General features: G+C 52.7%; 9 protein-coding genes. All 9 read left to right on the top strand.

What is annotated here, in order from left to right:
- Nucleotides 1-7: 7 nt before the first annotated feature.
- The 9 genes from AC3WQT_RS11310 (at nt 8) to AC3WQT_RS11270 (ending at nt 16308) form a co-directional block, all read left to right on the top strand.
- Nucleotides 8-745, top strand: coding sequence for a PspA/IM30 family protein (locus AC3WQT_RS11310; RefSeq protein WP_492703962.1), 738 nt, complete (start codon nt 8-10; stop codon nt 743-745).
- 24 nt (nt 746-769) lie between these two features.
- Entirely contained in the window at nt 770-1084 is a 315-nt protein-coding gene (locus AC3WQT_RS11305) for a hypothetical protein (RefSeq protein ID WP_162044841.1), read from the top strand.
- A 97-nt stretch (nt 1085-1181) separates the two neighbouring features.
- Nucleotides 1182-1862 carry a ubiquinone biosynthesis protein gene (locus AC3WQT_RS11300; protein WP_492703961.1) on the top strand — a complete coding sequence of 227 codons (681 nt, stop codon included), beginning with the start codon at nt 1182-1184 and terminating at the stop codon, nt 1860-1862.
- Nucleotides 1863-1897: 35 nt separating this feature from the next.
- Entirely contained in the window at nt 1898-4096 is a 2199-nt protein-coding gene (locus tag AC3WQT_RS11295) for a flotillin family protein (protein WP_492703960.1), read from the top strand.
- Between the two features lie 119 nt (nt 4097-4215).
- Nucleotides 4216-9543, top strand: coding sequence for a DNA repair ATPase (locus AC3WQT_RS11290; protein ID WP_492703959.1), 5328 nt, complete (start codon nt 4216-4218; stop codon nt 9541-9543).
- Between the two features lie 94 nt (nt 9544-9637).
- Complete coding sequence (locus AC3WQT_RS11285; RefSeq protein ID WP_492703958.1) at nt 9638-10795, top strand: sensor histidine kinase; 1158 nt, start codon at nt 9638-9640, stop codon at nt 10793-10795.
- Entirely contained in the window at nt 10792-11610 is an 819-nt protein-coding gene (locus AC3WQT_RS11280; protein ID WP_492703957.1) for a LytR/AlgR family response regulator transcription factor, read from the top strand. The genes AC3WQT_RS11285 and AC3WQT_RS11280 overlap by 4 nt, the downstream gene beginning before the upstream one ends.
- Before the next feature lie 253 nt (nt 11611-11863).
- Nucleotides 11864-13066 carry an efflux RND transporter periplasmic adaptor subunit gene (locus AC3WQT_RS11275; protein WP_492703956.1) on the top strand — a complete coding sequence of 401 codons (1203 nt, stop codon included), beginning with the start codon at nt 11864-11866 and terminating at the stop codon, nt 13064-13066.
- 2 nt (nt 13067-13068) lie between these two features.
- The gene (locus AC3WQT_RS11270; protein WP_492703955.1) at nt 13069-16308 is read left to right on the top strand and encodes an efflux RND transporter permease subunit; all 3240 of its coding nucleotides are present in this window, start codon (nt 13069-13071) and stop codon (nt 16306-16308) included.
- Nucleotides 16309-16532 lie beyond the last annotated feature (224 nt).

The raw sequence follows: 16532 nt of genomic DNA, 5'->3' as shown, positions 1-16532 counted from the left end.
GACTACCATGGCTGTCTTTTCTAAAATTTTGACTATGCTCAGGGGCAATTTGCGCGAAATCGGGCAAAGTGTGGTTGACCAGAATGCCAGTAGCATTTATGAGCAAGAGATTGTCGAAGCGAAGGCGCATGTCGCCAGGGCCAAGCAAAACCTGACTGCCGTGATGGCAAAAGAAATGCAGGCAGTGCGGGAAATTGAAAGCCTGCAAGCAGAGTTGGCACGCTATGAAGAACTGGCTTTGCAGGCCATGCAAAAAAATGAGCTGGTGCTGGCTGAAGAAGTCGCAGGCAAGCTCGCCCACCTGGAAATTGCGATTAGCGAACAAAATGCCTCGCGTAATGAGTTCGCAGAAAACATCAACAAGCTCAAGGACATGATACGCAATGCCGAAACCAGCTTGCGCGAGCATGAGCGCCAGCTCGCCATGGCGAAGACCACGGAGAGCGTGTATCAGGCGACTGCTACCATTTCCCAGACCATGGGTGCCAGTGGTTCCAAACTCATGAGTGCAAAAGAATCGCTGGAACGTATCAAGCAGCGCCATCAAGACATGGCAGATCAGATGCATGCAGCAGATACACTGGAAAATGAACTGGGTGGTAAAGCACTCGACCAGAAACTGGCAGCCGCAGGCATAGGGCAGGTACCTGACCAGAAGGCACTGGTCCTGGCCAGGTTGCAGGCAAAATTCAGTGCGCGGCAAGCGGCAATGATGAAGCCAGCGACCAGTGATGGCGCTAATTAAACGAGACAGATGCTTGAGAATCACATGGTCAAAACATCGTCAAGCTGGACAAGTTCTGATGCCGCCTTGCGTGCGGTGCAGGTGGCGTTTGATGTTGAAAAACAGGTGATAGAAGCCGTACGCCGCGCCGCCTTCGACAATCAGTTATCTCCCTCTGACCAGATACGCCTGATACTGGGTTTGCCTTACAACAGCAAACCTGTCAGGCCGCGCCTGACGGTCACTTTGAGTGACGCCGATTACGTCATGCTGGCTGAACGCTTTGGCATAGATCTGGAAGATAAACGTGCGATTAAAGAGCGCTTGAATCAGGAGTTGATCAATTTTACAAAAAAATAATCCTGACATGATGGAGCCTGTTACGATCACCCCGGTGTTTACTTAAGAACTGACCGATGCGGCTTATATCAACAAAAATAATAGACAGGGAAAATTCATGAATATCTGGCAGTTGCTGAGCAGTTTTCCAACCTCAATACCCAGTGTGCTGATGGGTGTGCTTGTAGTGTACTGGCTGCTGTCCATATTTGGTCTGGTTGATTTTGGTCATCATCTTGATGCCGGCGGTGGCCACGACCTGCACCTGGGGCACCATGATGTCGGCCATCACGATGTGCATGCAGATGGTGATAGTGCCGACCTGCATACCGTAGCTGGATATCTGGTGGCAATGGGGCTGGGCGGTGTTCCTTTTTCCATCGTTGCTACCCTCATCATTTTCTTTACCTGGCTATTCACAGCATTGGCACATCAATACCTGCTGGTCATTGTACCAACGGCAACGCTGCAACTGATGGCAGGCAGTGGCACCCTGCTGGTTGCCATGGCCTTGTCGATTCCTATTTCCGCCAGCCTCATCAAACCCATGCGCAGTTTGTTTGTGCGTCATTATGCCAGGGACAACCATAGCCTGATTGGTCATAGCTGCCGCATCGTGACAGAAAGCGTGGATGAGAAATTTGGCCGGGCTGAAATTGAAGATCATGGTGTCGCCATCAATATCCGGGTATGGGCAGCTAGCCCCAACACCTTGAAAAAGAATTCAATAGCGGTCGTGCTTGCCTATAACGACAGCAATCAGCAGTACGAAGTAAGTGCTCTTACCGAGCAGATTTAATATTAAATTTACCAAAAGACAAACAAAGGAATTTCATGGACATCATGCTGCTCGCAATTGGCTTCGGCGTTATTGTGTTACTCGGTGCACTGGCGATGTTCGCCAAGTTCTACCACAAGGTGGAACAGGGCCATGCGATGATTATCAATACTCTCAGAGCAGAGCCCGATGTCACTTTCACTGGTGGCATTGTCTATCCCATCATCCATAAAAAAGAACTCATGGAGATTTCTCTGAAGACCATAGAAATCGCCAGGATGGGTAAGGATGGCCTGATCTGCATGGATAATATCCGCGCCGACATCAAGGTGACCTTTTTTATCCGCGTCAACAAAACTGCACAAGACGTGCTGAAAGTCGCGCAGGCGGTAGGCTGCGCGCGCGCCTCGCACCAGGACACGCTGGAAAGCCTGTTCGCCGCCAAGTTTGCAGAAGCACTCAAGACCGTCGGCAAGTCCATGGACTTTGTCGATCTGTATCAGGCGCGCAACCGCTTCCGTGATGAAATCATTCGCCAGATTGGTGATGACCTGTCTGGTTATGTACTCGAAGATGCGGCGATTGATTATATCGAGCAAACATCGCTGGATAAAATGGATGCCCACAATATCCTCGATGCCCAGGGTATCAAAAAAATCACTGAGCTGACCGCGATAGAAAGCATACGCACCAATGAATTGAAGCGCGATGAAGAAATGCGCATCAAGAAAAAGAATGTGGAAACCCGTGAAGCCATACTTGAACTTGAACGTCAGCAATCCGATGCAGAATCGCGTCAGGGGCGTGAGATAGGTTCGGTACGTGCGCGTGAACAGGCCGAGACCCAGAAAGTCCAGGCCGAAGAACATGCCAAATCTGAATTGGCACGTTTGCAATCTGAACAGGTGGTATTGGTACAGCAAGAAAATACCATGCGTGAAAAAGAAGTGGCAGAAAACAATCGCAAACGTGCTGTCGCGATTGAAGAAGAGCGCGTCACCAGAGCCCGTCAACTCGAAGTCGTCGACAGGGAAAGAGAAGTGGCACTGCAAACCATAGAAAAAGAAAAAGCCATAGAAATCCAGAAGAAAGCGATTGCAGACGTCATCCGTGAACGCATCGTGGTGGAACGCACAGTCGCCGAACAGGAAGAAGCTATCAAGGAAGTACGCGTGGTCGCTGAAGCTGACCGTCAGAGAAAGAGCGTGGTGATCATCGCAGAAGCCAGTGCAGAAGAAAAAATGGTGCTGACAGTCAAGGCAGCAGAAGCAGAAGAACGCTCTGCCAAACACAGGGCAGCGCAAGATCTGACACTGGCAGATGCAGCATTGAAAGTCGCCGAGAAAGGAGCTGAATCAAAAAAACGCGAAGCTGAAGGACGCGAAGCAGAACTGGCAGCACCTGGCCTGGCTGATGCCAAAGTCAGGATCGCTGCTTCTGAAGCTATCCTGAAACAGGGCGCCGCGCAGGCAGAATCAACCCGCATGCAAATGGAAGCAGAAGCCAAGGGTAAAGAACAACTGGGCCGTGCAGAAGCCAATGTCCGCATTGCCGGTGCCGAAGCAACTGCCAAACAGGGGGCCGCAGATGCTGAATCTTTGCGCTTGCATATGCAGGCTGAGGCTCAGGGCCATGAGCAAATGGGCCTGGCTGCGGCCAATGTCAAAACGGCAGATGCCAGTGCAACAGTCACCCATGGTGATGCGGAAGCTCACGTCATACAAACCCGCTTTGAAGCAGAGTCCAAAGGCCTGCGTCAGAAATTTGAAGCCATGGCTGCCATGAGTGATGAAACCCGTGCACATGAAGAGTTCCGCATGCAACTGGAAATCTCGAATCAGCAAATCATGAAAGGCCTGGACGCGCAGACACATATTGCCAAAGACCAGGCTGACGTACTCGGCAAGGCACTGCAAAATGCCAATATCGATATCGTTGGTGGCGAGGGTGATTACTTTGACCGCTTTGTCAACGCCCTGGCGATAGGCAAGGGTATAGATGGCACGATACAGAAGAGTAAAACCTTGCAGGTGGGTCTGAAAAATCACCTGAGTGGTGAGCGCGACATGGTGCATGATTTGCGTGACCTGGTGGGGGCACTTGGTGGTTCATCTGCTGAATTGCAAAACCTGTCCTTGTCTGCGTTTTTGGCGAGAGTGAATGCCCAGGGTACAGCACAACAGAAAAGTGCCCTGCACACGCTGATCAACAGTCTGGGCAAGGGCGCAGAGGGTGTAGAGAAAGTTTTGCCATAAGGCGGATTTGCATGACCTGATTCCCGGAGAAAGGTGCAGGCTTGCACTTTTCTCCGCGTCAATGCAGTGGCTGATGACTGCCTGATATGCAAACGAAAAAACAAACGGAAAACCCAGCAATGAATGCAATGCCTGAGCAAGCCGCGTCCAGCAATACACAAAGTAGTACAAGCAGCAATGCTGCAATTGATGACTCAGATCCACAAGCTGCTGCCGGTGAACATTCCGGCAGTTTTGATCTGCTGCGTCAGCGACTCAATAATCAAGGCAAGCTGATATCCGACAAGGCGGCCCTGCTCAATAGTGCCAGGCTGGAAGAGTTTGGCCGTGACGAGATGAGCCTGCTGGCACGTACCCGTGCGCGCACTGAAAACAATTGCGTATCGCGCGACCTGGTCCTGGTTGGCGACATACTGGTGCTGGGTTACAACGTCTTTATAGGGCTGCGGCAAGAGACCCGGGTTGAAGATGTGTTTGCTCTGTATCGCCTGGATAATAGCAGCGGGCAGCATGAGCTTGAACCGGTAAAGCTGGAGGATACTTTCCTCAATGATAGCCGTTTCCTCAACGAGTTCAGGGAACTCTACAGTTACTATAAAAATGCCCAGCTGGTGCAACTGCGTGTGCACCAGGGTAAATTGCTCGCCGCCTTCAAGATAGGCGAACGCATGTCGGATATTCGCGTGTTTCGCTGGCAGATAAAAGATGATGGCACGGTCAGCTATATCGATAACCGGGGTGAAAGAGATGTCGCCCTGCCACCTGCCCATGATTTTGAATGGCTGTCGGCCACCCGGGAACAGCATGTCATTGGCAAGCATTCCCACGTCAATATCCTTGATACCCTGTTTGTCGAATCCATAGGCGGCGACCTGACGGTCAAGATAGAAAACAATACCGATACGGGGCTGGGCATTTATGCCGAGCCGGTTGAAGATGCCAACCAGTCACTGAATGACGCAGAGATTGCCTACGCTGCTGTGGGTGAGTTGATACTGCTGCGGGTAAAGCCTTACCGCGAAACCCAGAGCCGTTATCTGGTGTATGTGCGCCGCACCCAGCAAGTGATGAGAGTGGATGCGATAGGCAGGTCTTGCGTGCAGTTGCCAGAAGACCACGGCATCGTTTTTCCTGGTGGTTACATACTGCAAAGCGGTGAACACCGCCTGTTCAGTGACTTGCCGACAGACTTGCAATTCAAACGCCGCGTCCTGTCACCCAATGGTGAAGATGTCTTGTACGTGTTTTATGGCGTAGAGCCGGGCATTTATGTCTTGCTGACTTACAACCTCATCAACAAGTCACTGGAACAGCCCTTGCTGGCGCAAGGTTATGCCCGTTATGGCGACGGGCGCATGATGCTGTTTACTGCCGAGAGCGACGAGCCTACCCGCAACCATGCGATGCAATTATGGCAGACACCTTTTCTTAGTGATGATCATGCCGCCAGGCAGGCCCCGCGTCAAAGTTTCTTTGGCAAGATAGGTAACCGCGAGCTGGTACGCGGCTTGTCTGAACTGTATTCGCTGGCCAAGTCAGTGCGTGAGCAGGACGATAGCAGCAATGCGCAATTGCCCAGTCGCTTTGTCTATGAGGCGATCGCCAAACAAGCCCGGCACCTGATCGATGCCTATTATTGGCTGAGTGCAGAACAAGCCAGGGAAATCGGCAAGGATGTACAGAGCCTGATAGAAGTGGCACGCGCCACCCTGGATGAGTTTGACAAGGTCGCCGCCATACAAAGCCAGGCCAGAAAAACCTTGCAGCAAACTGAGTTTGCACAAAAGCAGCTGTTGACAGAAACCGCCAGCCGCTTATGGCATGCACCCGGTGATTTCATTACAGCGTTGGACCAGATACGCTTGCTGCGCGGGCAGTTGACCGGGCTCAAAGAACAACGTTATATGGATGTGGCGCGCCTGCATGCACTTGACGATGAACTGGCAACTGAAGAAAGGCGAGTAGCAGAGCGCACCGTGCAATTCTTGTCACGCGACGATGCCTTTGTAAAAATCCATGAAGAAGTTGCCAAATTCAGCAGCCAGCTGGGCAGCCTGCAAACCACGGCAGAACTGTCACCCGTCTACGAAGCTTTGGACAAGCACGCGCACAATCTCGATGGCTTGACAGAATTGCTGGGGACACTGGCGGTAGGTGATGCCAGCTTGCGCACCCGGATACTCGATACGATATCCGGTATTTATGCTGAACTGAATATACTGCGGGCAGAGGCACGCTTGCGTCGCAAGCAGTTGTCGCAAGGTGAATCTGCTGCCGAATTTGCGGCGCAATTAAAACTGTTCGCTCAATCGGTAGACAGCGCACTGGAACAGGCCGCCACGCCTGAACGTTGTGATGAGTTGCTGACACGCTTGCTGGCGCAGCTCGAAGAACTGGAAGGCCGCTTTGCCGAACAGGATGAATACCTGACAGAGATCGCCCACAAGCGCGAATCGGTGTACGAAACCTTCGAGGGCAAGAAACAAATCCTGAACGATGCCCGTTCACGCCGCGCCCAGGCCATCATGGAAGCAGCGCGCCGCATCTTGACCGGCATCCCCAAGCGCCTGACACAGTTCCAGGAGCAGGCGCAAATGGAGGCTTATTTTGCCTCTGATTCCCTGCTCAATAAACTCAGGGCCAGCATAGAAGAATTACGCAAGCTGGGGAACCAGGTTGCTGCCGATGACCTGGCTGGTCAGCTTAAAAATATACGTGAGCAAGCACAACGTTCCTTGCGTGACCGCAGTGAGCTGGTATCTGGCAATACCATACGCCTGGGTCGTCATGCATTTACCGTCAACCAGCAATTGCTGGACCTGACCATTATCGCCAGACAAGACAAGCTGTCTTACCATATCAGTGGCACAGATTATTTCTGTGCGGTTGAAGATGCCCGCCTTGAAGCGTTGCGCCCTTACTGGGGGTTGGAAATATTATCAGAATCCGCGCAGGTTTATCGTGCCGAGTACCTGGCTTATCAAATCGTGCAGAGTTCCCGTGCAGAGGCAGGCAGTGGCAAGTGGCAAGAGTTACTGGAGGCTGCTGCGCAGACTGATACAGCAACACTCGATACTCTGGTGCGACGCTTTGCTGCAGCACGTTTTCAGGAAGGCTATCAAAAAGGTGTGCATGATCATGATGCCAGCGCCATCCTGCGTGATCTGGTTCCCATGGTGGAGAATGCCGGGCTATTGCGTTACAACCCGCTGGCAAGGGCAGTCGCTGTGCTGTACTGGCAACATCTGAGCAATACCCCCAGTCTGCAAGTGGCAGCGCAGACTTTGCAGCATCAGGCTGAGCAGGCTGAACTGATGAGCAAGCAATTTGGCAATGGCCGCCTGTTACGCCAGATTGCAAGTGAACAGCAGCAAGCCTTGCAAAAGTACGTGCAACAACAGCATCTGGATTTCAGTCACTGCATGGAAGCAGGTACGGAATCCCTGTCCTTGCTGATGGAAGAAGCAGCCAGCTACCTGCTCGATGAACTCAGTCAGGATGCCGGTGGCGTCAAACGCGCAACGGCGCATGAATGGATATGCAGCCGAGCTGCCAATGACATCATGCAGGGCATCTTGCAACATTTGGCCAGAAATGCCATCCCCCTGCCATGGCAAGAGCAAACCCTGGCCTTGTATGCGCGCTGGCAACTCGCCAGTGAATGGGTGCTCGGCTATATCACACATCAGCAACTCGACCAGAATCTCTTGCCCGAGGTCAGTGCAGCCTTGCTGTGTAATTTGCCGCGTCGCATACATTCAGCGGATTTGCAGGTTCAGGTCAGCGGTATGCTGGGTGAACATATACGTATCACTACGCCGGCAGATGCACAAGACAAGAGCCCGGCCCTCGATCTGCAACTCAATGATTTCATGCGCCGTCTCTCGCACCATGTGAAGCTCATCGTTCCTGCCTATCAGGAATTGCAGACCCTGCGCCTGCAACTGGTACAGGAAGAAAAAACCCGCCTGCATCTGGAGCAATTTCAGGCCAAGCCTTTGTCCAGCTTTGTCCGCAATCGCCTGATTGATGAAGTCTACCTGCCCATGGTGGGTGATAACCTGGCCAAGCAGATAGGTGCTGCCGGGGCGCAGAGACGTACTGACTCCATGGGCATGCTCTTGCTGATTTCACCGCCGGGTTATGGCAAGACCACGCTGATGGAATACCTGGGCGACAGGTTGGGCATGATCTTTGTCCGCATCAACTGCCCGGTGCTGGGCCACAATGTCACTTCACTTGATCCTGCACAAGCCAGCAGCAGCGCCGCCCGCATGGAATTGGAAAAGCTCAATCTCGGTCTGGCCATGGGCAATAATGTGATGCTGTATCTGGATGATATCCAGCATACCCATCCTGAGTTCCTGCAAAAATTCATTGCCCTGGCTGACGGTACGCGTCGCATAGAAGGTGTGTGGCGCGGTGTCAGCCAGAGTTATGACTTGCGCGGCAAGCGCTTTGCCATCGTCATGGCTGGTAACCCGTATACTGAATCGGGTGAGATGTTCAAGATTCCCGACATGTTGGCAAACCGTGCCGATATTTATAACCTGGGTGATGTGCTGAGTGGCAAGGAAGATGCCTTTGCCCTGTCATATATAGAAAATGCCCTGGTGTCACACCCGGCCCTGCATTTGTTGAGTACACGCGACCCGCAAGATACCTACCAACTGATCCAGATGGCGCAGGGTGAACCCATACCGGCCAGCGATTTGAAGCATGTCTACAGCCAGCAAGAAATTGCAGAAATCTGCGCGCTTTTGCAACGCCTGTTCAAAGTGCGTGATGCCTTGCTGAAAGTGAACCAGGCTTACATCGCCTCTGCCTCACAAGACGATCATTTCCGTACCGAGCCTGCATTCAAGCTGCAAGGCAGTTACCGCAATATGAGCAAGCTGACACCAAAAATATCAGCATTGATGCATGATGATGAGCTGGATCTTTTATTGCGCGATCACTACCGCGGCGAGGCCCAGACCCTGACCATGGGCGCAGAAGAAAATCTCTTGAAACTGGCACACCTGCTCGGTCAGCCCCAGCCAGAAGAGCAGGCACGCTGGCAAGACCTGTTGCATGAATTCAGCCGTTTGCGCAAGCAGGGCGGTGCAGACGCCGATGGTGCCACCAAGGTCGCCAATCTGCTGGCCGATATCAGCCAGCAGATTGCAGCCCTGGGGCAGAAGGCAAGAAGTGATGTGCACATCAATATGCCCGATCAGGAAGTCTTGCAAACCACCCTGAAACGCCTGGCAGAAAGTTATGAGCAAACCTTGTTGCCCATCATCAGTGCCATGAACCACAAGATGCGCCTGGACCATAGTATCTGGGACAATGTGCGCGAAATGTCCACCAGCCTGCATGATCTGGAAAAGCATCTGATCCCTGTGCGTTATGCAGAAAAAAAGAAAAAAGAGAAAGACGCAAAGCCTGCTGAAGACAAGCCCTGAATACTTCCGTCCTGAGTGATGAAACCGATACTTGCCGTGACGAAAACCCGGCAAGCAAAAATTTCAGTGTGATTGCGCTGCTATACTGCAAAGTATGGATACCAGCAGCTTTCATACTTCTTCAAACCCAGTGCCGCAGCCAGCGCCACAGACCTGGCAGGCTGCGGCCAGGGTACTGCTGCTGAATGTATTCATCTGGAGCACGCTCAGCCTGATCGGTGCGCTGACTTCTCTCAATGATGATTTGCGCGAAGGCAATCAAGGCGACTTCTGGCTGATCTTTCAAAGCTGGGGCAGGAGTGCGATAGCGCTGGCGATACTTGGCTATATCCTGGCTTATTGTTTCAAACGCTGGCCCTGGTTATATAGCAGTGCGCGACATATTGCGGTAGGGTATGGACTGCTATTGCTGGTCGTTTTGCCGGGGCAATTGCTGTATGTCGGCAAGCTGTTTACCCTGGATGGCCCGCATGACATGAACTGGGGGCAGATAGAGGCAGAGCTGCAGGTCTTCGACAAGCTGGCGGCCTTGCTGCGTTTGTCGTCCATCAGTGCCGTATATTTTGCCGTGGTCGCCATCAAGATCTGGCAGCAAAGCCAGGAAAGGGGGCGTGCCTGGGCACTGGAAAGAGCAGATGCCCTGGCTTTGCGGCTGGAGCTGGAGCAGCAAAAATCTCTGGCCTTGCGGGCGCAGCTGGAACCCCATTTCATGTTCAATGCCCTTAATGCCATCAGTGCCCTGGTCATTTCAGATAATAAGGATGTCGCCCTGAATGGCATACATGGCTTGAGCGAACTATTGCGCTATGCGCTGGCCGCCGGAGATAAAAACTGGGTCAGGTTTGCAGAGGAGTTTGCCTTTGTGCAGGATTATCTGGCGCTGCAGCGTCTGCGCTATGGGGAGCGCCTGCATATCGCCATAGAAGGGGTGGATGAGCAGATACTGGCCTGCGATTGTCCACCCTTGTTATTGCAACCCCTGATAGAAAATGCCTTGCGGCATGATCTGGATTGTCATGAAGAAGCCAGCGATATCTTGTGCCGTTTTGACTGCAGTGAGGGTAATCTGCTGATACGCATCAGCAACCCCGTGCATGCCGAAGCTGCGGCCAATCCCGGTGTAGGCCTGGGTTTGCGCAATACACTGGCACGCCTGCAACTGGCCTATGGCGATGCCGCGTCTTTGCAGACCGAGACTGCTGCAGGCCGTTTCGTAGTGACGATCAGCATGCCGGTAACAAGATCAGAATGACAGCCATTACTGCTAATCCAGCCACCATAGCCACCATCCGCAGCATCATCGTCGATGATGAGGAGCATGCGCGTATTACCCTGCGCTATGCCCTGAGCAAATATCCTGAATGGCAGGTGCTGGCCGAATTGAAGAATGCAGCAACAGCACGCGAGTTTCTGGCGGAAAATGCCGTTGATGTCGTTTTTCTCGATATACAAATGCCCAAAGAGTCAGGCCTGGAACTGGCGCGCAGTCTGGCCGCACAGCCAGGACCACCTTTGATCATCTTCGTGACTGCCTATAATGTGCATGCGATTGACGCTTTTGAATTGCAGGCGCTGGATTATCTGCTCAAGCCTTTCAGTCCTGACCGATTTTCTAAAACCCTGGAGCGGACCAGGGAAATGCTGAGCCTGACCCGGCAACCTGCTTACAGCCGTGCACTATCAGCCTGGCTTGCTGCCAGCCAGCGTGGCCTGGATGAACAGAAACCCGCTTACCTGCAACAGGTCACGGTCAGGTCTGTCGGTGAAATGGAGAACATCCTGCTCTCTGACGTTTATTGGGTCGGTGCGGCAGGTAATTATGTAGAGCTACACCTGGACAAGCGTGTGGTCTTGCACAGAGTACCTCTGAGCAAGCTGGAAGAATACCTCGATCCCCGCCAGTTCATCCGTGTTCACCGGGGAGCCATCGTCAGGGCAGATCAACCCGCCCATTTGCAGGTACTTGGAAATGGCAGTTATCAATTGAGGCTGCGTAGCGGTACCGAAGTAGCCGTCAGCAAGAATTATGTCGATACCCTGCGTCAGCTTATGCTGGGTCAGGCATGACATTACACCTGTCGGGCATCCATCGCGTATCCATCATGGCCGAGCCCGGAATTTTGGCACTCTCCTGAACTTATTACTCCTCTTTGGGTCTGATTCCCCGTAATTCAAGCAAGTCTGTTTGCATTTCAATCCGCCAAATCAGCATTTCATCCATAAAAAAGTGCACTTTAAAACCATGGCGATTGAACTGGACAAGACTACAGGGAATACTTTCTCATCCAATTTCCCCACACTAATAGCGACAGGGACCATCATGTTACGTAAAACTCTACTTGTTCTTGCCATTGCCTCGGCTCTGGCAGCATGCAGCAAAGACAAATCCGCGGAAAAAGCAGATGCAAGCTCAAGTACCAGTGCAAGCTCCAGCGCCAGTGCAGCTGCCGATAAAAGTGGCGTAAATGACAAGAAAGACAAAGCTCCTGTCAAATTGGTGATTGCACCAGAAGACGTGATGACGGTACAGAGCAATGCCATGGCATCCGGCCCTGTTGTGACTGGTTCCATACAACCAGAGCGCAAGGCTGATCTGCGTGCAGAAGTGAGCGCAGTCGTGTTGCAAGTGCTGAAAGAAAATGGTGATGTCGTCAAACGTGGCGATATTTTGGTCAAACTGGATGAAACCTCCATTCGCGACAACCTCAATTCCGCAGAAGACAACGCCCGTAGTGCCACATTGGCGCTGGACCAGTCTGAGCGTGCCTTGCAGCGCTTGAAAACACTGCGTGCCTCTGGCATGACTTCCTTGCAGGCACTGGATGATGCTGAAGTACGCCGTAACACTGCCCAAAGCGAATTATCAGCGTCCAAAGCGCGCGCCGTGGTGGCGCGCCAGCAATTGCAACGCACGGTCGTGCGTGCGCCGTTTGACGGCGTCGTCAGCGAACGCAAGGTATCTGCCGGTGATACTGCCGCCATAGGCAAGGAACTGGTTAAAGTCATCGACCCGACCAGTATGCGCTTTGCTGGCCGTGTATCGACAGACAAGATCGCCATGGTCAAGGTTGGCCAGCCTGTAGGTTTCCGCATCAATGGTTATGCCGGGCAAGAGTTCCGTGGCAAGGTCACCCGGGTTGATCCTGCGGCCAATGACATTACTCGCCAGGTTGAAGTGCTGGTAGCCTTTGCTGACAGCAAGCAACCCAGTGTTTCTGGCCTGTATGCCGAGGGGAATATTGAAGCGGCGACTGTCAGCGCCCTGATGCTGCCAGAAGCGGCTGTCATCAAGTCCGGTGACAAGTCTTATGCCTGGAAAATTGCAGGCAAAACCTTGAACAAGGTGGATTTGCAAATCGGCAAACGTGACCAGCGCACAGGCAATTATGAAATCCGCAGTGGTCTGGCGGTAGGTGATGTCGTCATGCGCAGCCCGAGCTCCAGCTTCAAGGATGGTCAGAACATAGAACTGGCTGCCGCCAAGGTGGCAGTAGCTGACGCGACTCCAGCGCAAGGAAAATAACCATGTTCTTATCTGACTTCAGTATCAAAAAGCCGACTGCGACCATCGTCTTGATCGTCGCACTCATGGCTTTGGGTTTGCTGGCTCTCAGCAAACTGAGGGTCAACCAGAACCCTGACGTCGAAGTGCCGGGTTTATCTGTAGTGATTACTTACCCTGGCGCATCGCCAGACACGGTAGAGCGCGAAATCATCAACCGCCTGGAAAAATCCCTGCAAGCGGTGGCGGGCGTACAAGAAGTCTGGGCCACGGCATCAGAAAACAGCGGTCGCTTCGACATGCGTTTCAGTTTCAAGAAAAACATGATCGAGGCTTCAGATGAAGTCCGCAATGTCATCTCCGGCCTGCGCTATAAAATGCCGACAGAAATGCGCGAACCCATGATACGCCGCTGGGATCCGGGTTCACAGCCTATTGTCAATATGGCCCTGTCATCGAACAAACAGACCCATGCCGAGATTTCCCGCCTGGCTGAAGACACGTTGGCCGACAAATTGCGCAGCATTAATGGTGTAGCAACCGTCGAAGTCAGCGGCTCACTGAAGCGTGAATTGTCTGTGCTTCTGCGTGCAGAAAAGCTGCGCGAATTTAATGTTTCCGTCGGCGAAGTCGTCAGTGCCTTGCGCAACCAGAATACCAATGCCCCGGTAGGCAAGATACGCGGCACGCTGGATGAAGAAAGCATACGCCTGGTTGGCCGCATAGAATCGCCAGAAGAATTCCAGGGCATCGTCGTGAAACGCACCGGCGACCAGATCGTACGTCTGTCACAAGTAGCGACCATAGAAGACAGTTTTGCAGACAAGGATGGACTCAGCATACGCAGCGGCAAGCCGAATGTCGGTATCTTTGTCACCCGTGCCCGCGATGCCAGTACTGTCAGCGTGGCCAAGGCCGTGCGCGACAAGGTCGATGAAATCAACAAGGATTTTGAAAAGACACAACCAGGCACCAAGCTTGAGATAACCCGCGACGGCGGCAAGGACGCTCAGCGCAGCCTCAATAATGTCATTGAATCCCTGGTGCTCGGCGCTGGCCTGACCATCTTCGTGGTGTATGCCTTCCTGAACTCCTGGCGTTCTACCCTGATCACGGCCTTGAGCTTGCCAACCTCGGTCATTGCGGCTTTCATCGCCGTCTGGCTGTGCGGTTTCACACTGAACTTCATGACTCTGCTGGGCCTGTCGCTGGCGATTGGCGTGCTGATTGATGATGCGATCGTGGTGCGGGAAAATATCGTGCGCCATATGCAAAATGGTTCTGACCGCCGCACTGCGGCACTAGAAGGTACGGCAGAAATCGGTCTGGCCGTGGCAGCGACTACCTTTTCCATCATCGCGGTATTTATTCCCGTGGCCTTCATGCCTGGCATGCCGGGTGAATGGTTCCGCCCATTTGCGCTGACAGTAGCTTGCTCGGTACTGGTCAGCCTGGGTATCTCGTTCACGCTTGATCCTATGCTGTCGGCATACTGGGGTGACCCACCTGATCATCATACTGCACCGAAAAAAGGTATCAGCAAGGTACTGGCGCGTTTCAATGACTGGTTTGATCATCAGTCTGACCGCTACGGTAATGTGATTGCCTGGGCCCTGCATCACCGTCGTTCCATGGGGGCGATTGCCTTGCTCAGCCTGGTGGCTGCGCTGGGTGTACAAGTCAAATGGGGTGGTACCAGTTTCTTGCCTGCTTCTGATTCAGGCAACCTGATGATCACTGTGCGTACTCCTGCTTCGTCTTCACTGGAATATGCACGCCTGAAAATGGAAAGGGCCGCAGAAATTGCCCGTACCCTGCCAGAAACCAAAGACACCAATAGCAACATCACGCCTGCCGGTGGCCGTATTTATGTCGATATCGGCAAACGTACAGAGCGCAAACGCGGTGCCAAGGAAATCGCTGCTGAATTACGTGAGAAAGTACGTGTCCTGGTTGGCGCTGAATATGTGGTGCTGGATGACCTCAACAATGGCGCACAAAAACCGGTGCAGATAGAATTTACCGGCCCCGATTCACGCAAGTTGCTGGAAATTACCAGTGCCTACATGGATAAATTGCGCCAGGTTCCAGGTGCAGTCGATGTCGGCTTGTCTGAGCAGGATCCGAAAAAGGAACTGAAGATAGAACTGAACCGTGGTCTCGCCAATTCCATGGGTATTTCTTCCAATGATGCAGCACAGGCCCTGCGGGTTGCCTTTGCTGGTATCGAGGTGGGTGACTGGGTAGATCCGACAGGTGAGACCCGCGATGTGGCAGTACGCCTGCATCCTGATGACCGCGTCAGCAAGGAAAACATTGAACGTCTGCCTATCGCAGTATCCGGCACCAGCCAGATGGTACCGCTTGATCAGATTGCCACCATTACCATGGGCAAGGGGCCATCAGGTATTGAGCATGCCAATGGCAAGCGTACCATTACCGTGTCTGCCAATGCCCAGGGCCGCTCCAATGGTGAAGTGATTGATGACGCCATGAAGCTGGCCAAGTCCTTTGACTATCCGCCTGGCTACGGCCTTTCACTTGGTGGTTCCGGCCAGGATCAGCAAGAAGTATTTGGTGCCATGCTGATCGCATTGTTGTCGGGCATAGGTTTGATGTATTTGATACTTGTGATACAGTTCGGCTCCTTCACGGCACCGCTGGGCGTCATGCTGTCCTTGCCGCTGTCACTGATAGGCGTAGTTCTGTCCTTGCTGGTAACAGGAAGCACCCTGAATCTGATGAGCTTTATCGGCATCATCATGCTCATGGGTCTTGTCGCAAAGAATGCGATTCTCTTGCTTGATGCTGCCCGCAAACAAGAGGCCGAAGGTTATGACCGTGAAGAGGCATTGATGCACGCTGGCCGTGTGCGTTTGCGCCCTATCCTGATGACGACCTTTGCGCTGATTGCAGGTATGTTGCCAGTGGCGCTGGGCCTGGGTGAAGGCGGCGAGTTCTACCGTCCGCTGGCGATTGCGATTATTGGTGGCACCATCACTTCGACAATTCTGACCTTGCTGGTCGTGCCTACTTTCTATGACAGCATAGAAATATCACGTGACCGCATGATGGCGAAAATGCGTATGCGCATGGAAGTGCGTAATCCCCTGGTCGGTTTTTGCATGACCATGCTGGAAGCATTATTCACCTTGCTGTTTGTGCGTTTTATTTATCGCATGCTGATGAAACTTTTTGGTATCGTCACTGGTCGAAACCGTAAATCGAATGCAGCATTGAATGTCAAGGCTGAAAATGCCTGAGGTATATCTCAGAGAAATCTGAGACAAGATAGCAAAGAATTGTAGTAGAGACGTTTCCCTCTTGCTGATAAGACCCATTGTTCTCTGGTCAGCAATTTGACAGCCTGCGCAACGAGGTGTGCGCAGGCTTTTTTTTATAGGACTTCCACAAAATCGCCCCAGCTGCGTTGTAGCTCCTCTCCTGGGAGCCGTGTACTAAAGTACTGTCTTCGTCGCTACGGTGC

The organism is Undibacterium sp. FW305-107, from assembly GCF_058788535.1.
Note: the sequence above shows the minus strand (reverse complement) of the source record. Positions and strands in the feature narration are given on the sequence as shown.

What these genes read in the sequence shown, in the direction of transcription:
- AC3WQT_RS11310 (WP_492703962.1), top strand. Translation starts at nt 8, where the DNA reads ATGGCTGTCTTTTCTAAAATTTTGACTATGCTCAGGGGCAATTTGCGC.
- AC3WQT_RS11305 (WP_162044841.1), top strand. Translation starts at nt 770, where the DNA reads ATGGTCAAAACATCGTCAAGCTGGACAAGTTCTGATGCCGCCTTGCGT.
- AC3WQT_RS11300 (WP_492703961.1), top strand. Translation starts at nt 1,182, where the DNA reads ATGAATATCTGGCAGTTGCTGAGCAGTTTTCCAACCTCAATACCCAGT.
- AC3WQT_RS11295 (WP_492703960.1), top strand. Translation starts at nt 1,898, where the DNA reads ATGGACATCATGCTGCTCGCAATTGGCTTCGGCGTTATTGTGTTACTC.
- AC3WQT_RS11290 (WP_492703959.1), top strand. Translation starts at nt 4,216, where the DNA reads ATGAATGCAATGCCTGAGCAAGCCGCGTCCAGCAATACACAAAGTAGT.
- AC3WQT_RS11285 (WP_492703958.1), top strand. Translation starts at nt 9,638, where the DNA reads ATGGATACCAGCAGCTTTCATACTTCTTCAAACCCAGTGCCGCAGCCA.
- AC3WQT_RS11280 (WP_492703957.1), top strand. Translation starts at nt 10,792, where the DNA reads ATGACAGCCATTACTGCTAATCCAGCCACCATAGCCACCATCCGCAGC.
- AC3WQT_RS11275 (WP_492703956.1), top strand. Translation starts at nt 11,864, where the DNA reads ATGTTACGTAAAACTCTACTTGTTCTTGCCATTGCCTCGGCTCTGGCA.
- AC3WQT_RS11270 (WP_492703955.1), top strand. Translation starts at nt 13,069, where the DNA reads ATGTTCTTATCTGACTTCAGTATCAAAAAGCCGACTGCGACCATCGTC.